We start from the raw sequence: 25486 nt of genomic DNA on the forward strand, positions 1-25486 counted from the left end.
AGTCACTGCTTAAACGCCAAGATGCTAACCAGAGTGAAAAAACCGTACCATGCGGAATTTCTCTAACAGCCCTTGAGGTAAATAGTAACACGAGTAGTTTTAACAGTTAACTATACAACATGTCAGGCTCTCCTCTGAATAAATTCCTTTTTAAACCCGTTCTTCTTGCAGCAGCGGTATTGTCAGTACTGTCCTTACCAGTAGCAATTTTTGGCTCACAACCAGTATCCATTCGCATTCAGGGAGAACAGTGGATGGATGGTGAAATTAAGGATCTTGCTCCCCCTTACCTAGGCTTGGTTGGAGCCTTAAGTTTGGGAGTCGGTGTAGCCAGTTTGGCAATTTCAGGGTGGCAACACTCCGCCCATAAATTTTCTCAAACTCAGGACAAAGTTTCGACTCTATCTGGGGATATCCAGGCAAAAGAAAAAGAATTAGAAGACCTTAAGCTTTCTCTGTCGAGTTTGGAAGCTTCTGGACTCAGTGATTTTATAGATAAGGGAGAAACCCCGAAAACAGTTACAGAAAACCTTCCGGAAAAAGTTACCGACAAAGTTACCGACAAAGTTATAGAAAACCTTCCGGAAAACGTTACGGAAAACGTTACCGACAAAGTTATAGAAAACCTTCCGGAAAAAGTTACCGACAAAGTTACCGACAAAGTTATAGAAAACCTTCCGGAAACTCAGGATAACAGCATTGAATTCCAGCCAGTCTTTGAAACTATAGTGACTAGCTCGAATTTTGTTGAAGAGCCCTCCATAACAACCCCTACAAGGTCTGTAGAGGATGTAACCCAGAAGTTTGCCTCAGCACAAACGTTTCTAGGTTTTGTGCGCACAAAACCTGTAGTCACCCAACCTATCCAGGTGAGTTCACCAAAACCCGAGCAGCTGGATCAACTCAACACTCAACTTCAAACAATTATGACTCAGATGGCTTCTTTACAATCTGCCCTTGATGGCACACAGAAAAGTCGACGGATTGAGGTACCTGTAGCCAATCGAGCATCCAAACAACTTGTTAAGTCCTGGTCTGTAAAGGGTTAGGAAGGTTTAAGACAAGTTGTTAGACGATTAGGGTGCATTGTTATCGAACCATAAGCTAAAAAGCATCTACTGGAATTTACTCCAGAGAGTTATGTATAGATAGTTGACTGTTGGCAATTAGTCAAAATTGCTGAATTTAGTTGACCATTTTTGCCTTCCAAATTCACAATTATAACCTCAATTTATCCATAGATTAATTTGGGATTAGCTAATTACTGGATTGTTACAATTGATATCACATTGATCCTGTTCACAAAAAGCGCCAACAAAACGCGATCATAGCGCTCATTAAATAAAACTGTTAGGGTATGTCGGTTAAGACCTTGCACAGTGTTGCTGAGTATTATAATTAGTATTATTATTAATATTATTCATGGTTCAGGCTTGATAGTAACCAACCATGAACCATGACCATGAACTATGAACCAAGATAAAGGTTTTGTCTTATCGGAAAAACTCTGACGGCGAGAGTGGAGTATCGCTTTGATTAGTTAAATTGGTTTGTGGGCTAATACTACCACTAACCGATCTTTGGGGTCTAAGTTCTGAGCGGTTTCCCCAGCCACCATTGCGTTCTGCTGCCCTAATGCTAGGTACTGATTTCCTGCCACTAGGTAGCGCTATCGGTAGAGTGTAACTTGCCTTTACGTAAGGTTGACCATCATTATTAAATCGGACGAGGTCACCTTCCATCTCTGGAATCTGCGGCTGTTGCTCTTCAGCCCTTCCTAGGTGACCATAGGGCTCATAGGTAGCTAAGAAAGAGACACTATTATTGGGGCTAACCGAGAATCGTCCTTGTGATTGATTGATTTGCCAAGCTTCCTGAAGGCGACCATCTGGTGCCACCTCCCATAGGTTAAGCCTAGCTTCCCATTGACCCTGCTCGTCTACCTCAACAACTTGGCGATCCAAAATGGAATAGGTGCCTAGGGGGTTAGAACCAAATAAAGGCTGTTGTGTCGGACGCAAATAGCGAATAGCAGCCACAGCAATTTGACTTTGGTTAGGTAGATTACTACTACCGGATACAGTGTAAGCACCAGGACGACTTGCCGGTTTCACACTGAGTTCTAACTCAAGGTCAGGGGATTCTTTTGGGGAGCAGCTGACACACAATGCCATTAGCATTAGGAGCACAGTCCCCTGCCTATTAGAGTAAAGTGAGCGAACTGTTTGACTTAAAAATTGGTAGAATCGGATAAGCATACGTATACACAGATTAGATATTCCTTAGGGATAGCTTACAAAGAATGAGTAATTGTCAGATTAGGGGTTCAAAATATCGACTATCATAGCAAGTTGTTAAAAACGACCTAAGTTGATTGGTAGTTAGTGATGGATTTACCACGGAACCCTAATCAACGTCTAACATAATCAATACCTTGATTGTTTATAATTGAGCCTTTATAATTGATTATTTATAAAATTTTATCGACTAAGACTAGTTATGAAGCAGCAAAGTAGGTTTAGACATACATCTTTATTGAAATTTTGTACTACTCAGTTGGCAATCGCTGGCCTAGTAACCCTAGGGATTCCTAATGGTTCTGCCACTGCTGGGAATGGATTTAGTTTGTGTGCCAAAGATCTTAAAGCGGCCAATATAACTTCAGAAATCGCATCACAAGCTTGTTCAGAGGCACTACAACCTGAGGATTTATCGTTGTGTGTACTAAAAATTGAGGTACTGACCTCATTAGCAGGTCAAAAAGCCCTAGGTGCTTGTACACGAGTCCGACGACCTTTGGAATTAGCTAGGTGTGTGGTTGATATTGACAATCAGATTGAAAACATAAATGCTAACTCAGTGCTGGATCACTGTCGTCGTAGCCTCCTGCCAGAGCAATTTTCTGAATGTGTTATTGGCTTGAATAGTGCCAATGTCGCTAGCCCTGACAAGGCTCTAAACACTTGTATTTCTGTTGATCAATATCCCTCCCAATTGTCTCCGACCTTTGCGCCACCTCCGGCAAGAACGTCGGTTCAGTAATTTGGTTGAGTATTGTAAGCATATGCGCTACGCGCACGCTGCGCGAACAGCATTAAGCAGTCAGCAGTCAGCTTTATGGCACAGGCCACAAGCCCTGTGACAACACTGCAGCATTATTCCAATGCTTACCGATTTTATTCAAAAGCTGTTCAGTGTAGCTTGCCCTATGCTCATAAGCACATCAAGTACCGTGGCACAGGCTTCTAGCCTGTGACTGATTAGCTGTTCGCGTAGCGTGCGCGTAGCGCATTAGCTGATAGCTGATAGCTGATAGCTGAATACTTACCTTCTATTTATTTAAGCTTGTGCAAGTAATCAACAATTTCGTTAAATTTTTGAGCCACATTACCACTGGTGAATAAATCTTCAGCCCTGGCCAGACCTGCTGTCAAATCTGGGCAAACACCACAACGCCACAGATAAAACCCACCATTCCAGATAGTAGCTGGCATCAATGGGTTGGATTTACCCTTTAGGATTTCCTGGTACTGTGCCAGCAGTTTAGTGGTTGACTCAAACGGTAAGTCCTTGCCAGGCAAACCGTATTCACTCGGATGGAGTAGCAGACGTTCAAACCCTTGACTGGATGATGGTTCACTAATGGCTATGATGGCAGTGCGATCGCGTGGTAAGTCACAGCTACCCTCTAAGCCTTTGACAAAGGTAAAATTCTTGACCAGACGCAGCTGAGATGTCTGTCTAAACAGGATTTCTGTAGGTGGATGAACATACCCGGCAACATGATGAGTCTCTCCTCTATAGGCAGACCACAGGAGTTCCATGGTTGCTATCGGTGGACGTTTACCGATTTGGTCGCGGTAGGAAACTAACTGATCAGCTTGGGGAAAATGCTGGGGTAAATAGATAAATCCTAAGCCAGTTGTCTCCAATACTTGTTGCACCTGGGGCATAGAAAGTTGGGAGAAATCCATTCCCAATCCCTGCCAAATCTCAATCAAGGGGACTCCATACTTAGTGGGCATACAATCTCCCCCATGCATGACCACAGGTACCCCAGCAGTAGCTAAGACTAAGGCGGTCAGGGGTGTGACTGGTGCAGTACGGTTTCGTCCATCATAGGGTGTTCCTAACACTGTAATCCCCAGGGATGGAGAAGAAGAAAGTGACCGAGAGGCATCTTGCCCATGGTTGATGTCCCAGGGGTGTAACCTTGGTCCAAGTTGGTCATAAGCATCCAACATTCCTGCCAGTTCTTCACTGGTCGGTCGTTTGATGCGGTGGGCAATCATAAATGCTCCAATTTGCGCTGGTGTAGCCTCTTGTGTCAACATGAGGCGGGTTGCAGTGGTGGCTTCCTCACGAGTTAAGGCTTTCCCAGTGTGTACACCACTGCCCACTTTCTTTAATAATTCCCTGAAGGCATTACTCATTGGCGATTAGTCCAAAGCTGGAAACAGTGATCAAGCTTGAGCAAGGGCTGGCAGCTGGAGGTTCCAAGCCTGAACTGTTGGCATGTCCAGCTGACGCACCAGTTGACAAAAATGCTGAATTGGTGGAATGTCTAAGCGATCGCGAGTCGTGACTAAGACCACTTGACGAGTCCACTTGGAATCCAAGGCCGAGAGGTTACCAACTAGTTTGTTGGAGCTAGCCACGGATTCTGGTAGTTTTTCTAGGGTACGCACAGCCAGAGTAGAGTCTTCCTGTACATTGATCAGGGCTGATTTGGGCAATAGGGCAATCAATTCTCCTTGGCGCACTACTCCTTGGAATGCTTCTAGGGTATTTAACTCCATAACTGCCCGCAAATTAGCCCCTAGGCGGGAAAACTGCTGTTGTACTAAACGTTGCATCCCGTAGCCACTTTTAAAGACTGCTTGTGGGTATTTAATCAGTTCTGACCAGGGCACTGGTTGATAGTTGACTAAGGGATGGTCTGATGCCATCAGGACTTCGATGGGCTCTTCGTAGAGTATCTCAACTACCATCTCTGAACTAGTGGTCAAAAAGCGATTGTTCATCACAATTGCTACATCCACTAGACCATCTCGCAGTACCTTCAAAGAGCGATCGCTTCCGAGGGCCGTCACTCGTAACTGCACTTGAGGATAGGCCTGACAAAATTGCCTTAAGATCGGTGGCAAGTAGTGAGCGCAGACTGATTGGATTGCCGCTACACACAATTCTGGCTGCTTCCCTGCGATCAAATCTGCTAATTCTTGGGTAGCAGTTTGCCACTCTTGACAGATTTTACGAGCACGGGGTAACAGCTGTTCCCCTGCAAGAGTCAACTTGGCGTGAGCAGTGCGATGAAACAGTGGCATACCCAGATAGCTTTCCAGAGACTGAATTTGTCTACTGATAGTCGATTGTGTTACGCCGCATTTTTGTGCCGCTTGTCCAAAATTACCTGTCTGGGTGACTGCCAGAAATGCCTGCAACTGCTCAATCCGCATGATTTGTTTAAGGTGTATGAGGTTTCATCATAATTAATTGAACATAGTAGATTTTTTGAGGAACTTCGGTAGAATTTGATACATTGACGCTTTCCGATTTAACTAGATCCATAACTCAACTAATGTAATCTAATAAACCTAAGTACACCAATTTCAAATGGGACAGTTACGGTGAAAGGAGAACAGGGCGCTTTGGATCCGTCAACAATCCAGGATGTTAAGAAAGTATAAATAAATAGATCAATATATAGCAGTTCTCAATTGGGTGAGTTACTTTCGTTCTGGGTTTTAGGGAGTCGGGAGTCGGGAGTTGGGAATCGGGAGATAGGTAAATGGGCATAGGTGGAGTGGTAAAAAATCCTGTGTACCTGATCAGTATGAGAATTGCGAACGCGCCCCGCGTGACCAAACGCGATGGACTTCGTCCCGCTTTGCTGCGAAGCGCGTGGCCTTTTGGCCAAGGTCAATCGCGAAGCGGTTCCAAAGGAACATCGCGTTTCCTAGTCTACTGACCTACACCAAAATTTTGGCGTTGCTTAATAATGGAATGATTTTAAGAGTGATTAGGTGCGCGCCTCCAAGGCCGGGTTCCCCGGCCTTGGGTCGCACCTGTGGAACTGGCATCAGGCGTGGAACTGGCATCTTGTGTAGAACTGGCATCTTGTGTAGAACTGGCATCTTGGTAGAACTGGCATCTTGGTAGAACTGGCATCTTGCCAGTTTCAATATATTTTGGGGCGGGCAGGATGCCCACTCTACGAATATTCATTCAAAGATGTCGCACCTGTGGAATAGGCATCAGGCGTGGAACTGGCATCTTGTGTAGAACTGGCATCTTGTGTAGAACTGGCATCTTGGTAGAACTGGCATCTTGGTAGAACTGGCATCTTGGTAGAACTGGCATCTTGGTAGAACTGGCATCTTGGTAGAACTGGCATCTTGGTAGAACTGGCATCTTGCCAGTTTCAATATATTTTGGGGCGGGCAGGATGCCCACTCTACCAATATTCATTCAAAGATTCAGCAACGCCAAAATTTTCTCAACCACTCACTTACCACAATCACAATATAAAGTCAATACTTATTTAATATAAGTTTTACTTATTTACATTATTTAATAACCTGAGGTGAAATTACTCGCAAAACCCTTTACAAAACTAAATATATTGCTTAATATATATACATGAAGGCACAAACAAGCCGGACGAACCTCGATAACTTCATATTCATACCCGCAATCATAAGAACATGACTACTGTATTACAGCAGAGCAACACCTCTGTGTGGTCTCAGTTCTGCAATTGGGTCACCTCCACCAACAACCGCCTCTATGTAGGTTGGTTTGGTGTATTAATGATCCCAACCCTGCTAGCTGCTACCACCTGCTTCATCATTGCATTCATCGCTGCTCCTCCTGTGGACATTGATGGTATCCGCGAGCCTGTTGCTGGCTCCCTGATGTACGGAAACAACATCATCTCTGGTGCTGTTGTTCCTTCTTCTAACGCCATTGGCCTACACTTCTACCCAATCTGGGAAGCTGCTTCCCTAGATGAGTGGCTCTACAACGGTGGTCCTTACCAGTTGGTAGTGTTCCACTTCCTGATTGGTGTATTCGCCTACATGGGTCGTGAGTGGGAACTGAGCTACCGCTTAGGTATGCGTCCTTGGATCTGCGTCGCTTACAGCGCACCGGTTGCAGCTGCTAGCGCCGTATTCTTGATCTACCCAATCGGACAAGGTTCTTTCTCCGATGGTATGCCTCTAGGTATCAGCGGAACCTTCAACTTCATGTTCGTGTTCCAAGCTGAGCACAACATCCTGATGCACCCCTTCCACATGCTAGGTGTAGCCGGTGTATTCGGTGGTTCTTTGTTCAGTGCAATGCACGGTTCTTTGGTAACCTCCTCCTTAGTACGTGAGACTACTGAAACTGAGTCTCAGAACTATGGTTACAAGTTCGGTCAAGAGGAAGAAACTTACAACATCGTGGCAGCTCACGGCTACTTCGGTCGTTTAATCTTCCAATACGCTTCCTTCAACAACAGCCGTTCCTTGCACTTCTTCTTGGGTGCATGGCCTGTAATCGGCATCTGGTTTACTGCGCTGGGCATCAGCACCATGGCATTTAACCTGAATGGCTTCAACTTCAACCAGAGCATCATTGACTCACAAGGTCACGTGATCAACACCTGGGCTGATGTACTAAACCGCGCCAACCTAGGTTTCGAGGTAATGCACGAGCGTAACGCTCACAACTTCCCTCTAGACCTAGCTGCGGCTGAAGCTACTCCAGTAGCTTTGACTGCTCCAGCAATCAACGGTTAATCTCAACTTGGCTTAATCTGCTAAGTTAAAAAAAAGCGCTCTCTTTTTGGGGAGCGCTTTTTTTTATTGACAAATTGCTCAAAATATTTATACCTGAGCTTTAATCCCGACGCTCACCAACCATGTATAGAGCGCCGGACGTCGAGCCTAAAGTTTAAAAGGTGAAAGTGGTTCTGAGGGTACCGATCACCACGTCATCATTGTCAGAACTTTGGTTAGGATTCAAAAGCCAAACTACACCAGGAGTAACGGAGATGTTGTTGTTGAGTTTATACTTATAGAACGCTGAAACCTGGTAGGCAAAATCATTGTCAAAGTCACTGTTGCCATCATCTAAATCCAGTCCTCTGAGGGTTGGTGCCGCACCACCAAAAATTCCGGCCAGATTACCTTTTTTGCCCAAATCGGGGAAAGCGATACCAGCAGCAAAGTTCCAAATTTCCGCATCACCCAAGCCAATCAACTCAGCATCGGTGTAGCCTGCCCAGCCATTGAGTACGATGTTGGGGGTAAGTCTCAAAGAGGTTTGAACACCGAAAGAGTTACTTTCCACTTTTGCGCTATTAAAGTCAACCGTGCCTAAACTGGTAGCATTCCCCAAGGCTGCTGGATTGAGATTAGCCAGAGCCGTACCAGTACCCCCTAGAATTAAACGGGGTCGTCCATCAGCATTATCTTCGTAACCCCGAATGTAGGTGAATCCAACTTTGAAATCACTACCATAAACCAACTGAGCGATCGCAGAAAAGTTGCCATTGAATAGACCCTGGCCTTCTTGAGGATTGCTAGCGGTGTTGGAGATGTAACCTAAATCAATCCGAACATCCTTGATGGGCTTGATGGCAAGAGCAGCCCCAGCACCGAATGGCCCAATCCGATAGATGGGATTACGTTCAGCAAAACGGGTAATAGCATTGGAACCACCAGCACGACCTTCAAAGAAAGGGTTAACGGTATCGACGTAATAGTGATGCAGTGCTCGGTTAGCCAACAGTTGAACCGTTACTTTATCCCCTAGGGGGAACTTATAGCGCAAGATATCAATAATAACGTCATTACCGCTCGGTCCATCGTAGGTAAAGCGACCTTCTTGAGTTCCGGCCAGTTCACCACCAGCCCCTGTGATCAAAGTTGGGGCATCCCCAGCCTGGAGACGGGTTTGGAGCATGTCCTTACCGGTAAAACTGGTTAAGAAGTTGAGACGAGTCCGGTTGTGAAAAACGGTCTGAACATCATCAGCATCCCCTCCAAAGGCATCAGCTAGAGCAAAGATCACCTCACCCTTGAGTTTAGTGGTAGTGGAAAACTGATGGTCTTCTAAGAAGGCTACTCGTCCTTCTAGGTTATCTACTCGTGCCCCTAGGGTAGCCAGTTCTGTTTCAAACTCCTGTATTAACCGTTGTAGACCTTCTAAGTCCTCACGGGTGATAAAATCTCCAGTAACGCCCCCCAGTAAACGCTCAATCTGGTTCAAACAGGAATTCAAACCAGCAGCAAATTCGTAGCGAGTCAAGGCTCGGTTACCTCGGAAGGTAGCATTAGGATAACCAGCAATACAGCCGTAGCGTTCTACCAAAGAGCGTAATGCTTCATAAGCCCAATCTCCAGGGGAAACATCTCTGAGTTGAGACACATTAGTGACTTGTTCCATGGAGTCATCTTCTACAATCTCTCCATTTAGTTGAGAAACACCAGTCACCGGTCCCATCAAGTCATCTTCTGCAGTTTCCCCATCACCGTATGAGGTAACTGATTCTATAGCAGAATCACTATTGGAATTACTGATATCAACCGTATGCCCAGTAGAGGCATCAGCCACTAATGGTAGATCAGAGGGAAGAACAGACTGAGTTAGGGAGGTGACGTCAGGGAGTGCTTCTACCGTCAGGGCTTCTACTGTAGTGCTAGGGTTGACAGCGGATTCTTGAGAGATTGTCTCTTCTGGCAAAGCTTCCTCAGTTGCTGCTACTGCTGAGGATGAAATCAATAGGGTTGCCCCAACAAACAAGGTGGGCGACTTTAGCACAGAGAGCCACAAATTTTTTGATCTGTTCACAGGGTTTCCTCACACTCAATCAGGGTTTTGATAGGTGCGCTTTCCGCATCTAATTATTAAATTCGCCACGGGTCGCACCTCTGGATAAAGTCAACAGGACTACCGTCTCTTCTCAGGTGTGTTACTAATTCATGACAAATTGATGACAATATGGCACACAGAGATAACAGATCAGGAAATACCAGCTTCAGAATTCTGGTAGTTCTTCTGCTCATCTCCCGATCCCGTCATGGTCATTTGTCCTGACTTAGTCTCATTTGAGCCCTTTTTGATCAGTTTTTGATCAAGGGATAGTTTAAGAGACGATTAACTTTACCGATTTAAGAATTACCTTGGATGGAGGTTTTGTTTGTATTTTTTAATACAAAAAATTTTGGCTTTATGGGATTAGAGCATAGTATCGATGTAATTATGACAATAAAATCCGATATTAAATCGGGTTTAACCGCTGTAATCCAAATTTTTGATATATTATAAAAATTTATTTTAATTAATACTATTATAAGTAACAATAAACAATTATCAAATTGGGGAATCGGGAATCGGGAATCGGAACCCACCCCTAACCCCTCCCAGGAGGGGAACGGGAATCGGGAATCGGTAATCGGTAATCGGGAAACAGACTCAGGTGTGGGGTCTGGGTTTGGGGAGTAACTGGCGTGGCCATTGCCAATGCGATCGCATTAGCCAAGGGAACCGGGAATAGGCAAGCTAGCAACAGGGAATAGAGAAACAGGCGGAAGTGAGTTATGCGTGAGTTGTACTTGAGTTGGGCTAACTCACAAGCAAAGAGGGCTTACGCCCTCTGATTTTTGGTCAATATAAAAATTGAATATAGTTTGGCTAGTATACTTAGAGTGTACCACTTTTTTTGAGCGAGCGATTAAGTGGAGAGCTAAGTAATGACATTTATCAGCCCCAAATTTTCTGAGCATAATATGGTAAAATCTCATTTTTATTTACGATAATATAGCACCAACATTAGCTATATATAAAATTACTAACCTCTTATAATCATGCACTTTTATGGCCGCTAAGGACTTTTACCATGAAGTAGTCAAAACAGCTCTCAACAAGGACGGTTGGACTATTACTCATGACCCTCTAGTTCTAGAACTATCATCTGGTCGTCTTGAGGTAGACTTAGGAGCAGAACGTTTAATTGCTGCTCAAAAAGATCAGAGGCGAATTGCTGTAGAGGTCAAGATTTTTTTAGCACCTTCTACTACCTCAGAATTTCACACTGCACTCGGACAATTTATGAATTATCGCGTTGTTTTAAAGGTAAAAGAGCCAGGTAGAGTACTTTTTCTAGCCGTACCGAGTAAAGTATATCGCAACTTTTTTCTTGAGGAGCTAGGACAGTTAAGCGTAAAAGAGTACAAGGTAAAACTAGTAGTTTTTGACCCAGACGAGGAGGTAGTTGTACAGTGGAACGATTGAACCAGTATCGGCAATGGATTCAGCAGGTTTTAGATCGACATAAACAGTTTGTACCTTCTTATGGTGAGATTGAACAATTTACAGTTTTTGACCACAACGATGATCATTACTTACTAGTAACAGTTGGCTGGGAAGGTGACCGCCGAGTTTGTGGTTCGTTGATCCATATTGATATTAAAGGAGGAAAAATCTGGATTCAACATGATGGTACTGAGGTGGGTGTAGCCAATGAGCTCGTAGAATTAGGAGTACCTAAGTCAGAAATTGTCATCGGTTATCATGACCCCAACGCACGTAAGTTGACAGAATTTGCAGTAGGATAAAAGGTGAGTTATGCCTGAGTTGTACCTGAGTTGGGCTAAGTCACTAGGAAAGAGCGTTATAGTTTGAGTAGCTCATCTCACCTAGACCATGCCACGCTCACTTAGAGTTCGCCCAGAGTATATTGACCAGGTCAAACTAGCGGTTCAACGCAACGGTTTTCCTCGCCAGAAAGACTTAGCTGACGAGTTATTGATATCTCTATCAACCGTCAGTAATTATCTCAATGGGAAAGCTGTAGATAACCTGAATTTCAAAGAAATTAGTGAAAAACTGGGGCAAGACTGGAACGCCATAGCATTCTTTGACGAAAATACTAATGATACGTCAGCCCATGGAACAATAAACTCAGAGGTAGTGATCACACACTGCCCTGAAGAAGACTCTTCATTGATTTATGTCCAACGTCCTCCCATTGAACAGTCTTGTTATCAAGCCCTTTTAGGTCCCGGTGCGTTGGTCAGGATTAAAGCCCCGAGGCTGATGGGGAAGACATTGCTCATGGTGAGAATGTTGGATCAGTTTGCGGAGAAGGGCTACCGAAAGGCGTATGTAAATTTCCACTTAGCCCATAGCAATGACTTGACCGATGTCGATCGATTGTTCAAGTGGTTTTGTATCAGTGTTGGCCAAACCTTGAAGATACCGAATCGGTTAAGAGACTATTGGGATGAAGACTTTTCCACCGCTAAGGTGGATTGTACCGAATACTTTGAGAACTATCTTCTGCCTGAAGCTGGCGCTCCCGTGGTTTTATGTCTGGATGAAGTAGACCGAGTTTTTCCCTACCCTGAGGTAGCTTCAGAATTTTTGGGATTGCTGAGGGCGTGGCACGAACGGGGGAAAGTGGAACAGGTCTGGAAACGGTTGCGGTTGGTGGTTGTCCATTCCACAGACGTTTATATTCCCCTCAATATTAATGAATCCCCGTTTAATGTGGGAGTGCCCATTGAATTACCAGAATTTACCCCCCAACAAGTCCAGGAATTAGCCCGACAACATGGACAGGATTGGAGTGAATCCCTTGTGGAGCAACTGATGGGGATGGTGGGAGGTCATCCTGATCTGGTACAGCAAGCCTTATCTCACTGCCAAATAAACGGTAATGACTCCCTAGCGCAACTGTTGCAAGCCGCTCCTACAGATGCTGGCATCTACGCTAACCACCTGCGACATTTGTGGCGGATGCTGCAACCACACCCAGACTTGGCCAAAGCACTGTTACAGGTCATTGATGCTAACGCTCCTGTGCATCTGGACTTGATCGCAGCCTATAAGTTGTACAGCATGGGGCTAGTGAAAAAGCAGGGCAATCAGGTCAGGCTCAGTTGTAATTTATATCGACAGTATTTTAGAGACCGCCTTGGAGAACTGCTATGAGTACAGGAGCCTATCAGGTTGGGGGATGCCTACCACCGGATGCTACTACTTATGTGGTGCGTACCGCTGATGGGGAACTTTATCAGCAGTTGCTGGCTGGAGAGTTTTGCTATGTGTTGAATTCCCGCCAGATGGGGAAGTCTTCCCTGAGAGTGCGAACCATGAAACGGCTGCAAAACCAGGGGGTGGCTTGTGCATCCATTGATATTACGGAATTAGGAACCCAACAGGTTACCCCAGAGAAATGGTATGGCGGCTTAACCAAAACCCTGATTAACCGATTCGGTCTACAAGAGAAATTATCATTTCGCAGCTGGCTCAATGAGCACAAAGATATTCCCCCAGTACAGCTTTTTCGGGAGTTTATCGAAGAGGTATTACTGATCCAAATTGCGGAAAGGATTGTTATTTTTATTGATGAAATTGATAGCGTTCTGCAACTAGCGTTTAAAGATGATTTCTTTGCCCTAATTCGAGCCTGTTATAACAAACGGGCAGAAAATTCTGCCTATAATCGGATCAGTTTTGTGCTGTTGGGGGTGGCGACACCAGGGGATTTAATAGCAGATAAAGACCGCACCCCGTTTAATATTGGACGAGCTGTTGAGTTACATGGCTTTCAACTCCATGAAGTTGAGCCGTTAGTCAAGGGATTGGAGGGACATGTCAGTAACCCCCAGGCTGTGATCGAGGAGATAGTAAAGTGGACAGGAGGACAACCGTTTCTTACTCAAAAGCTTTGTCAGTTGGTGGTGAGTTCTGGGTGTTGGGATCCCCCCCAACCCCCCTTAACAAGGGGGGAGAAGGAGAAGGTATGGATTGAGAAGGTGAGTTCTGGGTGTTGGGATCCCCCCCAACCCCCCTTAACAAGTTTCGATCCCCCCCAACCCCCCTTAACAAGGGGGGAGAAGGAGAAGGAATCGATTGAGAAGCCCTTGACAAGTTTGGATCCCCCCCAACCCCCCTTAACAAGGGGGGAGATGGAGAAGGAATCGATTGAGAAGCCCTTGACAAGTTTGGATCCCCCCCAACCCCCCTTAACAAGGGGGGAGAAGGAGAAAGCATGGATTGAGAAGCCCTTGACAAGTTTGGATCCCCCCCAACCCCCCTTAACAAGGGGGGAGAAGGAGAAAGCATGGATTGAGAAGTCCTTAACAAGGGGGGAGAGGGAGAAGGTATGGATTGAGAAATTAGTGCGATCGCATTTTATAGAGAACTGGGAAGCTACCGATGAACCAGAGCACTTGAAGACCATACGCGATCGCATTCTTTGTAATGAGCAACGGGCTGCCTATTTGTTGGAATTGTATCAGCAGGTGTGGCAGCAGGGGGAAGTTGTTGCTAATAACAGTTTTGAAGAGGGGAAGTTACAGTTATCTGGGTTAGTGGTCAAGCACAGACTTGGAACGTCTCCAGTGCTTAAAGTCTATAACCCGATCTACCGTGAAGTCTTTAATCAGGACTGGATTAACCAAGAATTAGCCCACTTACGTCCCTATTCCGAAGCCTTTAGGGCTTGGGTGGCCTCGGATTGTCAGGATCAGTCACTATTGTTGCGCGGTCAAACTCTAGAAAATGCTCAAGCCTGGGCAAAGGGTAAGAATTTAAGTTATCAGGATCAGCAGTTTCTGGCAGCAAGTGAGAAAAAGCAGATAGAGGAGCAAATAGCTCAAAAAGAACGAAATGCGGAATTAGAGAGAGAGAGGAAAGATAGGGAAGCTGCCCAGACGAGAAATCTGGTACTAACTGAGGCGAATCGGAAAGCGAAACGACGGATGCGTTTCGGATTAGGTGTGTTAATTTTAGCGTTATTGGGAGCTGGTATTTCTGGAATACTAACAGTAATTCTAGTAGTAGACGCGAATCGCCAGGTTGATTCTGCCAAGATAGAACTTAACCAGGTAAAGCAATAATTTCAAAATGTATCGCAGCTATCTGAACTAGCTGGAAAACTTTACAAAGCCAATAAGCGCTCTGAGGCAGAAAGAGCCAGAAAACAAGCAGCTCTATCCTTTGAGATTCAAGACTATGAACTCAAACAAGCTATGCTGATGAGCAATATTTCAATTGCTTATCAGCAACTTGAACAGTTTGATCAGGCAATGAATGCAGTTTCAGAGAGTTTGAAACGATTAGCAAATGCAGATAAGAGAAACTCTCTAGATTACTCAATCATTTTTGCCCAAGCTTTAACTACCAAAGGTCGTTTGCTGGCAGCTCAAGGAGATACTCAAAAAGCATCGTATGCTTACGCCAAAGCTTTTGATACTATCCAATCCTTAGGTAGGGATTTAACCAGGATAAATCCAGCTATAAAGGTTTATTTTGGAGAGATTGTAGAGAGTGTTTATCAGGAGTTTATCGGGTCACTTTTGGATTGTCAAGAAACTGGCTCTAACCAGCAAACTCTGATAAAAGTCCGTCAGGTTATTGAATCGCTCCATTTGACTCAACTCAATAACTTCCGTGAGATAGTTCCTTTGAATCCTAATCTAATCCAAATTGATCAGATTGATTCCCAAGCAGCAGTCATCTATCCTATTATTTTAGACGACCGCTTGGAAGTAATTCTTCACTTGCCCGGTCAACCATTGCACCGCTATTCACCACCTTTATCTCCAGAAGAAGAAGTTGAGGAAACGCTTAAGAATATGCAACGAGTATTATCGAGGCCATTCCGATCTGTGAAATCTTCTCGAAATCAAGTTTACGAATGGCTTATTAAACCAGCAGAAACTGAATTAGCTAAAAGCAGCATCAAGACTCTCGTATTTGTGCCCAATAGTGGACTAAGAAATATTCCTATGGCAGCTCTCTACGACGGTGAGCAGTATTTAGTAGAAAAATATGCTATTGCTGTCACCCCTGCTTTACAGATACTAGAGCCTCAGCCAGAACTACATAGATCTTTAAAAGCTTTGATTGCTGGAGTTTCTGAATCCCGCAAAGGCTATCCAGCATTACCCTTTGTTGAGGTGGAGCTAGAAAAAATTAGCTCAATCATACCGAGTTCAGTCCTACTCAATCATAGCTTCACTACTACAGCCCTCGAAAACGCACTTAACTCCTCTTCCTTCCCTGTAGTTCACTTGGCAACCAATGGAGATTTTTCTTCAGAAGATACATTTATATTGGCTTGGGACAAAAAAATTACAGCCAAGGAATTTGAGAAGTTACTGCGTTCAAGAGAACAGGAAAAATTCGACCCGATTGAATTACTTGTGCTCAGTAGTTGTGAAGGTGCTGTAGGGAATAATCAAACACCTTTTGGATTAGCGGGATTAGCCCTAAGATCTAGAGTCCGCAGTATCCTGGGCACTCTGGTGGATGTTAACGACGAACCCACTGCTGTGGTTATGGTTCGGTTTTACAAAGAATTCACTCAACAGAACGTTACCAAAGCTGAAGCCCTGCGCCGTGCTCAGTTAAGTGTTTTGAAAGACCCTAACTACGATCATCCCTATTACTGGGCACCCTTTGTTATAATCGGTGACTGGCGCTAAGGGGCTATGACTTAAGCAGTCAGCCGTCAGCCGAAGGCCTTTGGCCATGCTACGCGAACAGCCGTCAGCTAAAAGCTCACGCTACTTGAAAAGTCGCAAACCGCTAGAAGATATTATTAAGTAGAAGACATTATTAAATTTAAAAAATATAATTTCATGAAAACATTTACTGCAATTGTTGAGAGAGATTTAGATACCAATCTCTACGTTGGTTATATTCCAGGATTTAAAGGCGCACATTCTCAGGGAGAAACCTTAGACGAATTAAAGGAAAATTTGCGAGAAGTAATTGAAATGCTGCTAGAAGATGAAAATTTAACCTTTGAAACCGAATTTGTATGATAGTTACAGGGTTTTTCATAACTATCAGGTACACAGTATTTTTGGCTTGCTGAATCAAGCAATGAATAGGAGTAGAGTGGGCATCCTGCCCGCCCGAAAATAAGCATGAAACTGGCAAGATGCCAGTTCTACCAAGATGCCTATTCCACAAAACTCTTAAAATCATTCCATTATTAAGCAACGCCGTATTTTTTCCCGATTCCCGATTCCCGATTCCCGATTCCCGCCACACTAATCGGTGAATAGAGGCTCAGGGAAGTTAATTGATGATCGAATAAGATGGGGATAGAGGCAATCAGCCATCTGTGCTAGTTAATTGATGATCTTATTCAGGGGTTTGCTCAATTCCAGAGAAACGGTAATGCTAAAACTGCATTGTAGAGCCCTGATGTTTTTAACTTCAAGTTCTTTTAGCAGTTGTAGAACCCAGTGACATGGAGTATCAGCCACTGGATACTAACCACATTGCCTTGAGAGTCACAGAAAACAGACACAGACATATCAACGGCTACAGGTTTACCTTGCCGTGGACACAACACCACTTGCCAGTCCTTGAGCTGTTGCAATTCCTGGAGCTGGTGGAGTTGGTGGTGGAACCGATTAGACTCAGCGTCACTGATAAAGCTCATCAGCGGTTTACCGACCAGATAATACTGCTGTACGTTGAGTAGACTAGCCGCTGCATAGTTTGCTTCTTGGATAATTCCTTGACCATTGGTTACCAGGTAACCCTCCGGAGCCAATTCAAACAAATTATGGTAATGTTGTTGCTGTGCTTGTAACACAGCGTAAGCCGCTTGCAAAGCCTCATACTTCTCGCTGAGTTCCTCAAGACCCGTAGAGAGTTCCTCTAGAGCAGCATAGAGCAGCTCCGGCTGTAGAGAGGATTGCTTAGTATCTAGTGATTCAAGTTTGAGGCACTTTTGAGCTGGAATCTCGTGCTTGGTAAAGTCAAAGCCTGGATTTGTGTTCAGTGAACTCAGAAGTGCTTTGAATACGGGATCTTCGTTTATATTCACTCGTATTTCTCCATCCACAGAGCAAGTCTAGGAACAATTGAGGCTGGACTACTCAACGGCCTTCTGCCAAATCGTCCCCTAGGGTTCGCGAGTGTACTTGATGCTAGCAAATTTTTGTGGCAAAATCATGAAGCAAACGCCCAGAATTGGCTAATAAACCACGCTTGCTCCGCAATATCTTTGCTTTTTATTGATTTTTCTGTTTTCTCTATGGATGGCTCAGATCGGCTCTCCTCAATTAACGTCCACCTTAGGGATTTGAGTTAAGGGGTAGCCCACTTCTGAATCAAACCATAAGTATAGAGTATAGCACAAAAAAATGCAAGCGTTAGCAACGGTAGGCCCTGAAGGCTTGACGCACCTAGACTAATGGGAATTTACTGGGAATTTACAATCAAAATTTACAATGGGAATTTTTTCAGGGCTGCGATCGCATGCAAGCTCACGGAGTGATCTGAGTCTGCGACCAAGTCTTTGAGTAAGGGTATTGATTCAAATTGAGCTAATTGTCCTAGGGACATAGCTAGAGTTTGTTTGATTTGCTGATCTTCAGTAGCCAGTTGCCCTGATTGACAAAAGTCGATCAAAATATCAGCCGCTTTGGGTTTCAAATAGTCTGACTCTACCATCCCCAGGACGCTAATGATTTCCCGACAGACTGGTGTGGGTGCCTCCCTCAGCAATGCTTGTAACTGTTGTAGGGAATTGGTAGTAAACTCCCAACTGAAAGCACGGACAATCTCGATTTGTAAAGTGATTGGTGTAGGTGGTGACTGGAGTGCCTTAACTAACGCTTGATGGGCGTCCAAGGTAGCTAAACGCCCGAGTGCGATCGCAGCTTGGTGGCAAACCTCCAAATTCAGGTCATAAAGCAATGGTTTAATCCGCTTGACTAGATCTAAATCTGGCAACAGAGTGCGTAGTAACCCTAGACCAATCACCGCTTCTTTCCTCACCGCTGCCACATTATCGCTTAAGGCGTTCAGCAGGACTGGAGTAATTGAAGGTGAGCGAAAATTACTGAGGGTTTCAATAGCAGTAGCCCGTATTTCCCAGCTGGGGTCATTAACCACACTCAGCAATGGCTCAATAACTTCCGGACGATGAATATGAGCCAGGGCTTGCACTGCCAATAATCTGGCCTCTGGGGATTCTGGAAAACGGCTTAAAGCCGCCACTGCTGAAGTCCCAATGTTGGCCAGTGCTTCAGAAGCCATATAGGCTAACTCTTCATCCTCACCATCCTTCAGCAATTTGACTAACACCATCACAACTGCCGGGTCATCAAACTGACCTAAGATTCGACCAGCAAACCAACGGACTTCCAAATCTAGTGCTTCATCTTCTAGGATGCTGATTACCGGAGCAATAACAGCTTTCCCCAGTTTTGGTAGCACCTTTACTAAATCCCATTTTTCTTGAAAATCCCCACTCTTGAGCACCTGTAATCCCAGACTCAAGGCTAGCTGAAACTCTTCATCATTTAACCGCTGCTGTGTCTGACCATTTTTCCCTAAGGACAACTGCTGAAGATGGTGAGTTAGTAATGAAAAATTTTCCTGCTGTCCAGCAAGACTGGCTTGTTTTAAAATGTTCAGCATTGTTTAATCGTTGCCTCACGGCAATAAAAAATTAACTGCATCAACCAAATTAAGTGCATTTGACTACTATCTCGATCACAGAGGAGACTGATCCGACGAACAGCTGATTTTCCGACCCGAATATCGGACTCTAATTTAAGCGTTCTCCAACAAAAGCCTAATTATCAAATCGAAAATGTATTACATGCAATAGTTTAATGCATACTATTCATTTTTATAAATTATTTGTAACCAAAGCTACGATGTTTCCCAATTGTGAAACCTATCGTTAGATATCGATATGGACTATTGATCTAATCACATCGACTTAGTCAGTTAGTCAGTGGGAACCTTACACAGTTAGACATCTTTACATCCTGCCTGGTGGGAGGTTATCTCCACTGGGCATCTACCTTTAGCGGATGTCAAGCTCTCAACCTCAATAACCCCAACCCAGAAGTGGGCTTAAGTAATTATCGGGTGCTGGGTGCCAAACTAACAGTTAAATCCCATGTAAATAACATGTAAATCACACGGAGTAATATAGAACAATGTCTTTACAAGTTGAACTATTAGAACAAAGCTTTGATCAGGTTAAGCCTCGCGCTACAGAATTTGTAGCCAGCTTCTACGAAAATTTATTCACCGATTATCCAGCCGCCCAGCCTCTGTTCGATACCACAGATATGGTGGCGCAACAGAAAAAACTGCTGGCTTCCTTGGTACTGGTAGTAGAAAATCTACGCAAACCAGATACCCTCGGTGCAGCCCTCAAAGGACTAGGAGCGAGACATGTTAAGTATGGAGCGCTGCCAGAACATTATCCATTAGTGGGCAATAGCCTCCTAAAAACCTTTGAGCAATACTTGGGTGCGGATTGGACACCAGAGGTCAAGCAAGCCTGGGTAGATGCCTACGGAGCCATTACCACCATCATGTTGGATGGTGCGGATTATTCCTCTGAAGAAGTGGAGTTAGATTCCCCAAAACCAGAGGCGACAACAGCCAGCCCCCAACAGTATGAGGTGCCAGAAAGCAAAATTAACTGGCCATTATTCGGTGGAGTGTTTGGAGCTGGTGCAATTGTTACCCTGATCCTGGCCATGCTCTTGTAAGCCATGGGGTTGTAAATAGTTAAAAATAAATGGCAAGCAATCTAGGTAAGTTTTTTAAGCCCACTATTCTCCAATCCAAGGTAGTCATCATCGGTGTGATGGTGATCCTACTAACGTGGTTAACCGCTGCCTTCGCGTTAGATCATCGCAGTGTGTTCCTTCCTGGCACTACCTCGGAGGGGCATGTTTTGTTTGAGGTCTCCTGTAACTCTTGTCATGAAGGGTTTAAACCGGTCACCAACGAAACCTGTATGCGCTGCCACGAAGCCGAAATGGCAGCAGATGCTCACGGAGCTAAAAAGTTCCGTGACCCCCGTTGGGCTGAACTCTTAACCAAGATAGATGTACTGACCTGTACTGCTTGTCATAACGAACACGTCCATATTTTTGGGCGAGGAGTTCACCTCAAGCCAGACCTATGTATGGCTTGCCATGAAGGCATCATCACCGGTGACTTAGCCAGTCATACAGGATTTACTCGGGATGGTTGCTGGACCGCAGGCTGTCATAACTTCCACGACCACCGCTCCATCTCCACAGGATTCCTGCGTCAGAATATCGATCAGTTGCCGATGTTGCCAGAACCTATACTGTTGGAGCGGACAGTTACTGGGGAATTAGAAGAAGCGCCTACTCCCGATTTAGGTGAAGAATTCCTGGGGAGCGAGTCATGAAAAAACTGATTGCCATTGTACTCGTCCTAATTGGGTTGGTATTGGTCAGCGCTATCCGAGGTAACGCAAACAACGTTATTGATGTAGCCAATGGGGGTGTGCCCAAAGACGCCGCTGCATCGCTTTCCCAAGCGGAATTAGTTGAGATTAATCAGTTGTGGCAAGGCAGTGCTCATGCCTTAGCAGACGTTAACTGCTCTAGCTGTCACCAAGACTCTGAAACTAAAGAATTAGTGGTTAAACCAACCCAGGAAAGTTGTCAAAGTTGCCATGAGGTAGCGGTTGAGACCTTTCTGTATGGTAAGCATGGCATTCGGATCTCAGAAGGACTATCTCCCTTGACACCAGCAATGGCTCATTTGCCGATGAAAGAGTCAGCGATGGACAAGCAAATGAACTGCAACAGCTGTCACAATGTCCATTCTGTAGATACCTGGCAAGCCTCTGTAGATTCCTGCTTGACCTGTCATAATGACAGCCACTCCCTCAACTATCAAAACTCAAAGCATGCCCAACTATTTGCTGACCAAGGCACCTTACCCAGACCCAATGGTGAATCGGTGACCTGTGCTAGCTGTCATCTACCTCGTCAGCAGCTGGAAAATACAGAAAACACAATTGTCGTTAATCACAACAATACGTTTACTCTTAAACCACGCGATCGCATGGTTAAGGAAGTTTGTATGAACTGCCACAGCGTCGAGTATAGCTATAACAGCATCTTCGACGATGAGCTAGTGGAGGAAAACTTTTCTCAACCTCCTACCCTGAAGCTAGAAACCTTTGATCTAGTTCGTGCATTTGAGAAGAAACGGTCGAGTAACGCTGAAGAGTAGTAAAAGCTACTAATTAACGCTACTAATTAACGCTACTAGTAGTTAAAGCTACTAATTAACGCTACTAGTTAACGCTACTAGCTAACGCTAATCATTAAATTAGCGCTAGTCATAGCCATGTTATAGCTACGTCATAGTAATTAAATAGAACGAGAGGAAACACGAAATCATGGCAATCAATACATTGCTACATCGCATGAAAACCAAAGCTGTAGGCTTAATTGCCTTAGGTTTAGCGATTTGCGTCACTGTTGTAGCTTGTGGCGGCGGTTCCAGTCAGCAAGCTGGAGGTGTTGCTCCAGAACTAGTTGTGGATTATATCCATACCGTGCTGTTAGCAGACCGCACCGCTTACACCAAGCACGTCATTAACCGCTTGAAGAAATTAGAAGGCAAAGACAAGCCAAAGGGAGTAGTTGATGCTGAAGCCACTGAAGGTTGGCAACAAACTGGTGGTATTCCGCTACCAGCTCAGATGTTCCGTCTAGGAGCAGAGATTGCTGCTGACAACGGAGAGTTTACCTACGGCTTAATTTCCCCTTGGAATATCAACGATAACCAAGCGCCAAAATCTGAATTTGAAAAGAAAGCGATGGCAGAAGTGGTTGAAACTGGTGAGCCTTACAAAGACTATCAAGAAATTGCTGGTACAACCTATTATTCTGCCGTCTACCCTGATAAAGCTGTGGCTGAAGCCTGTATCACTTGCCACAACACCCATCCTGTACACAAAGAGCGCTATCCCGACAAAGTCTTTGAGATGGGCGAAGTCATGGGTGGCATAATCATTAATCTGCCTCTAAAAGGCACCTAATTTTTAGGGGAAATGTTTAAGCGATCAGCTATCAGCTATCAGCTATCAGCTATCAGCTATCAGCTATCAGCTATCAGCTATTAGCTATCAGCTATCAGCTATCAGCTTATGCCCTACGCCCACGCTACGCGAACAGCTATCAGCTATCAGGCATGACTGACTGCTGACTGCTGACTGCTGACTGCTGACTGCTGACTGCTGACTGCTGACTGCTGACTGCTGAAAAAATAGGTTTAACCGAAAAGCCACTATGTTATGAAGCCCAAATTTTCTACCTTAATCATCCTCACCTTCATCTGTGTGGTAATTCTGACTCCCTTTGCCCTCAGTCCCCTTTATCTACCGATGCTGCGGGACAATTATTTTAAATGGTATCAGCTTTTACAAGGGGAACTTTATAAGCAAATTACCGGCTATCTATCCCTAGCCTTTGTATTGTTTGAGATGGTACTAACGGCTAGAAAGCGTAGTCGTGGCTGGATGATTAAGTTGACTATTCCTGGTTCTATGCAGCTGTGGCGGAGTTTACATATCTTTTTGGGAGTCGCCCTTTTAGGAACAACATTAATTCATACCATTGGGGCGACGGGTAAGAATTTTAATTCTATATTTTTGTGGCTATTTTTTGGTGTAACCCTATCGGCTCTAGTCGGTGTTGTGGCGGAAACCGGGGTGCTAGAATCTCCTAGAAAATATTTTGGTTGGGTGCCAGCAAAGGATGGCATTGGCAGTATTCTACCGGGTATATCTAAAGGCCCCCTAATTCGTAATCTACGCTCTATCTGGCTATCCACCCATATATTCCTAGTCAGTGTCTTCTTTGTGATGCTAGGATTTCACATATTTTTAGCCTATTACTATCAATGAATAGGGAATAGGGAACAGGGAATAGGGAATAGGGAATAGGGAATAGGGAATAGGGAATAGGGAATAGGGAATAGGGAGCAGGCAACAGTGGCGTAGGGTGTGTTAGGGACGGGCTCGCCAAGACACAAGCCATAGCAAGTGTTGGTAAAATCCGTCCCGTAACGCACCACCGCGTCAAATAGCATGCATTGAGATGCACCCTATTGGTAAATGCTATATCAATAAATATAGCGTTTCCTAGTATAATCAGGTATATCTTTTTATTCGCTGCTCCCTGCTCCCTGCTCCCTGCTCCCTGCTCCCTACAACCCAGGAATTTAGACATCACCCAATTGAGAAATACTATAATGAATAGTGAGAAAGGAAAACTCAGGGCAAAACTCAGCATTGTTGTAGGAATAATCACTGTTGTATTCGCAGCTGGAACATTTTTCCTAACTCGTTCTGATCTATCTATCCTTAGCACTTCCACCGTGCCTGGGTTAGCTCTAATCAAAACAATGGCAAAGCAATCCCTACCTTATGAAGTTGCTTTGAGCAATAATAAGCCCACTTTAATAGAATTTTACGCTGACTGGTGTAACACTTGTCAATCCATGGCTCCCATCCTAAACAAAGTACACCAGCAGTATGGAGAAAGTGTCAATTGGGTGATGCTAAATGTAGATGACACCCAGTGGGCTAAACCGATTGAAAAATACAGAGTGACTGGTGTTCCTCAATTCACATTTATAGACAGTAATCAGAAAGAGACAGAAATCCTAGTTGGCAAAATCCCTGAAACAATTATCACTAAAGTGCTGCAAAATCTATTATCCTGAAAACAGGATTACCAGAGGTTAGAAAGTAGCAGGTTAGAAAGTTACAGGTTAGAAAGTTACAGGTTAGAAAGTTACAAATTATTAAACCTTAAACAAACCAACTTTAACCCTTCAACCCTTCAACCTTAAACCTTAAACCTTCACCCCTTAAACCTTCAACCTTTAACAACACAACTTTCAACAACACAATTAAACAATATCTGTCTAGAAAGCTGCCAACTTTAAGATACCGATATCAAAACCATGAGACATTACTGCACTAGTTAAATCTGCGCCATTGAGATTAGCACCACTCAAATCCGCTCCACGCAAATCGGCTTTGTGTAAGTTAGTTTCAGTCAAATTTGCCTTGATTAAAGTAGCTGCAGTTAAGTCTATCCAACTGAGGTTAGCTCTAGTCAGGTTCGCTTCGGTAAGGTTAACTCCTTCTAAGATAGATACATAAAGCTGAGCCCCACTGAGATTTATCCCCTCAAGATCTACCCAACTCAACATTTCCTCACTCAGATTTATGCCCTGAAAATCCCGTTCTCCCCTAGCATATCGCTTCAGTACTTCCTCAGGATTGGTTGTGGTAAGTTGGCTAGATGGACTAGTGTACAACAGCATAGATAACCTCAAACGTGATCTGGATTGGGTCTGGTGTTAGTCACAATTCCTTACAGATGAGAAATTATAGACAGACCGTGATATGGCCAGTATCGAAGTATGATGTTAGCGATCGCGTTTACGCAACCGTTTAGCAATGTCTAAGTTAGTAGACTATTAGTAGACTAATTGAGTACACCTTTAAGATTAAAAACTTGATATAGTGGTTTTCATAGTAATCTGGTACACAGGATTTTTGACCACTTGCGACTTTGATATTACCTATTACCGTTTTCCCATTCCCTATTCCCTAAAATACCAAAGTTATTGTGTACCTAAC

At 44.4% G+C, this 25486-nt stretch carries 28 protein-coding genes; 16 read left to right on the top strand and 12 right to left on the bottom strand.

Features of this window, described 5'->3' with window-relative positions; genetic code table 11:
• Positions 1–119 precede the first annotated feature (119 nt).
• Entirely contained in the window at positions 120–1049 is a 930-nt protein-coding gene (locus F6K49_RS06585) for a hypothetical protein (RefSeq protein WP_293019201.1), read from the top strand.
• 444 nt (positions 1050–1493) lie between these two features.
• Here the strand turns inward: F6K49_RS06585 and F6K49_RS06590 are convergent, their stop codons facing one another.
• A complete protein-coding gene (locus F6K49_RS06590; RefSeq protein WP_293095181.1) occupies positions 1494–2174 on the bottom strand; it encodes a hypothetical protein in 681 nt (226 codons plus the stop codon).
• Between the two features lie 325 nt (positions 2175–2499).
• Between F6K49_RS06590 and F6K49_RS06595 the strand changes: the two genes are divergently transcribed.
• Positions 2500–3042, top strand: coding sequence for a hypothetical protein (locus F6K49_RS06595; RefSeq protein ID WP_293095184.1), 543 nt, complete (start codon positions 2500–2502; stop codon positions 3040–3042).
• A gap of 293 nt (positions 3043–3335) precedes the next feature.
• Here F6K49_RS06595 and F6K49_RS06600 read toward each other — a convergent pair whose 3' ends face one another.
• The 5 genes from F6K49_RS06600 to F6K49_RS06620 form a co-directional block, all read right to left on the bottom strand.
• Positions 3336–4433: an anthranilate phosphoribosyltransferase family protein gene (locus F6K49_RS06600; protein ID WP_293095187.1), complete on the bottom strand. Its 1098-nt coding sequence runs from the start codon at positions 4431–4433 to the stop codon at positions 3336–3338.
• 30 nt (positions 4434–4463) lie between these two features.
• The gene (locus F6K49_RS06605; protein WP_293019204.1) at positions 4464–5459 is read right to left on the bottom strand and encodes a LysR family transcriptional regulator; all 996 of its coding nucleotides are present in this window, start codon (positions 5457–5459) and stop codon (positions 4464–4466) included.
• A 257-nt stretch (positions 5460–5716) separates the two neighbouring features.
• Positions 5717–5926, bottom strand: coding sequence for a hypothetical protein (locus F6K49_RS06610; RefSeq protein ID WP_293071334.1), 210 nt, complete (start codon positions 5924–5926; stop codon positions 5717–5719).
• Positions 5927–6012: 86 nt separating this feature from the next.
• The gene (locus F6K49_RS06615) at positions 6013–6228 is read right to left on the bottom strand and encodes a hypothetical protein (RefSeq protein ID WP_293095190.1); all 216 of its coding nucleotides are present in this window, start codon (positions 6226–6228) and stop codon (positions 6013–6015) included.
• Positions 6229–6414, bottom strand: a complete 186-nt coding sequence (locus F6K49_RS06620) for a hypothetical protein (RefSeq protein ID WP_293095193.1) — start codon at positions 6412–6414, stop codon at positions 6229–6231.
• A 293-nt stretch (positions 6415–6707) separates the two neighbouring features.
• On the opposite strand from F6K49_RS06620, the gene psbA reads away from it, so the two are divergent.
• Complete coding sequence (gene psbA / locus F6K49_RS06625) at positions 6708–7787, top strand: photosystem II q(b) protein (protein WP_070393396.1); 1080 nt, start codon at positions 6708–6710, stop codon at positions 7785–7787.
• 154 nt (positions 7788–7941) lie between these two features.
• On the opposite strand, the gene F6K49_RS06630 is transcribed toward psbA, so the two are convergent.
• Both F6K49_RS06630 and F6K49_RS06635 read right to left on the bottom strand, forming a co-directional pair.
• Complete coding sequence (locus F6K49_RS06630; RefSeq protein WP_293095196.1) at positions 7942–9843, bottom strand: iron uptake porin; 1902 nt, start codon at positions 9841–9843, stop codon at positions 7942–7944.
• Positions 9844–10405: 562 nt separating this feature from the next.
• Positions 10406–10561: a hypothetical protein gene (locus F6K49_RS06635; protein ID WP_293046617.1), complete on the bottom strand. Its 156-nt coding sequence runs from the start codon at positions 10559–10561 to the stop codon at positions 10406–10408.
• A 308-nt stretch (positions 10562–10869) separates the two neighbouring features.
• Here F6K49_RS06635 and F6K49_RS06640 point away from each other — a divergent pair, with 308 nt between their 5' ends.
• The 7 genes from F6K49_RS06640 to F6K49_RS06670 all read left to right on the top strand — a co-directional run bounded on the left by F6K49_RS06640 (position 10870) and on the right by F6K49_RS06670 (position 17074).
• A complete protein-coding gene (locus tag F6K49_RS06640) occupies positions 10870–11286 on the top strand; it encodes an element excision factor XisH family protein (RefSeq protein WP_293095199.1) in 417 nt (138 codons plus the stop codon).
• Positions 11274–11609: a XisI protein gene (locus tag F6K49_RS06645; protein WP_075900259.1), complete on the top strand. Its 336-nt coding sequence runs from the start codon at positions 11274–11276 to the stop codon at positions 11607–11609. Before F6K49_RS06640 ends, F6K49_RS06645 begins: the two co-directional genes overlap by 13 nt.
• Positions 11610–11697: 88 nt before the next feature.
• Complete coding sequence (locus F6K49_RS06650) at positions 11698–12987, top strand: AAA-like domain-containing protein (RefSeq protein WP_293095204.1); 1290 nt, start codon at positions 11698–11700, stop codon at positions 12985–12987.
• Entirely contained in the window at positions 12984–14900 is a 1917-nt protein-coding gene (locus tag F6K49_RS06655; protein WP_293095209.1) for an AAA-like domain-containing protein, read from the top strand. Before F6K49_RS06650 ends, F6K49_RS06655 begins: the two co-directional genes overlap by 4 nt.
• Positions 14901–15038: 138 nt before the next feature.
• Complete coding sequence (locus F6K49_RS06660) at positions 15039–16490, top strand: CHAT domain-containing protein (protein ID WP_293095212.1); 1452 nt, start codon at positions 15039–15041, stop codon at positions 16488–16490.
• A 156-nt stretch (positions 16491–16646) separates the two neighbouring features.
• Entirely contained in the window at positions 16647–16832 is a 186-nt protein-coding gene (locus F6K49_RS06665; protein ID WP_293095215.1) for a type II toxin-antitoxin system HicB family antitoxin, read from the top strand.
• Positions 16833–16951: 119 nt separating this feature from the next.
• Positions 16952–17074, top strand: a complete 123-nt coding sequence (locus F6K49_RS06670) for a hypothetical protein (RefSeq protein ID WP_293044099.1) — start codon at positions 16952–16954, stop codon at positions 17072–17074.
• 168 nt (positions 17075–17242) lie between these two features.
• Here F6K49_RS06670 and F6K49_RS06675 read toward each other — a convergent pair whose 3' ends face one another.
• Together F6K49_RS06675 and F6K49_RS06680 are read right to left on the bottom strand one after the other, a co-directional pair.
• Entirely contained in the window at positions 17243–17851 is a 609-nt protein-coding gene (locus F6K49_RS06675; protein WP_293095218.1) for a PAS domain-containing protein, read from the bottom strand.
• Positions 17852–18252: 401 nt separating this feature from the next.
• Complete coding sequence (locus tag F6K49_RS06680) at positions 18253–19452, bottom strand: HEAT repeat domain-containing protein (protein ID WP_293095221.1); 1200 nt, start codon at positions 19450–19452, stop codon at positions 18253–18255.
• A gap of 530 nt (positions 19453–19982) precedes the next feature.
• Between F6K49_RS06680 and F6K49_RS06685 the strand changes: the two genes are divergently transcribed.
• From F6K49_RS06685 to F6K49_RS06705, 5 genes are all read left to right on the top strand, one after another.
• The gene (locus F6K49_RS06685) at positions 19983–20546 is read left to right on the top strand and encodes a globin family protein (RefSeq protein WP_293066503.1); all 564 of its coding nucleotides are present in this window, start codon (positions 19983–19985) and stop codon (positions 20544–20546) included.
• Positions 20547–20575: 29 nt separating this feature from the next.
• Complete coding sequence (locus tag F6K49_RS06690; protein WP_293095224.1) at positions 20576–21220, top strand: cytochrome c3 family protein; 645 nt, start codon at positions 20576–20578, stop codon at positions 21218–21220.
• Entirely contained in the window at positions 21217–22056 is an 840-nt protein-coding gene (locus tag F6K49_RS06695) for a cytochrome c3 family protein (RefSeq protein ID WP_293095227.1), read from the top strand. Before F6K49_RS06690 ends, F6K49_RS06695 begins: the two co-directional genes overlap by 4 nt.
• A gap of 169 nt (positions 22057–22225) precedes the next feature.
• Positions 22226–22870: a DUF3365 domain-containing protein gene (locus F6K49_RS06700; RefSeq protein WP_293048237.1), complete on the top strand. Its 645-nt coding sequence runs from the start codon at positions 22226–22228 to the stop codon at positions 22868–22870.
• A gap of 255 nt (positions 22871–23125) precedes the next feature.
• Positions 23126–23737: a hypothetical protein gene (locus F6K49_RS06705; protein ID WP_293095230.1), complete on the top strand. Its 612-nt coding sequence runs from the start codon at positions 23126–23128 to the stop codon at positions 23735–23737.
• On the opposite strand, the gene F6K49_RS06710 is transcribed toward F6K49_RS06705, so the two are convergent.
• Positions 23731–23922, bottom strand: coding sequence for a hypothetical protein (locus F6K49_RS06710; protein ID WP_293095233.1), 192 nt, complete (start codon positions 23920–23922; stop codon positions 23731–23733). The two genes, F6K49_RS06705 and F6K49_RS06710, sit on opposite strands and share 7 nt — an antisense overlap.
• 3 nt (positions 23923–23925) lie before the next feature.
• Between F6K49_RS06710 and F6K49_RS06715 the strand changes: the two genes are divergently transcribed.
• Positions 23926–24558, top strand: coding sequence for a thioredoxin domain-containing protein (locus tag F6K49_RS06715; RefSeq protein WP_293095239.1), 633 nt, complete (start codon positions 23926–23928; stop codon positions 24556–24558).
• Between the two features lie 204 nt (positions 24559–24762).
• On the opposite strand, the gene F6K49_RS06720 is transcribed toward F6K49_RS06715, so the two are convergent.
• Complete coding sequence (locus tag F6K49_RS06720) at positions 24763–25167, bottom strand: pentapeptide repeat-containing protein (RefSeq protein ID WP_293095247.1); 405 nt, start codon at positions 25165–25167, stop codon at positions 24763–24765.
• Between the last annotated feature and the right edge of the window lie 319 nt (positions 25168–25486).

The sequence above is a fragment of the Moorena sp. SIO3I6 genome (assembly GCF_010672095.1).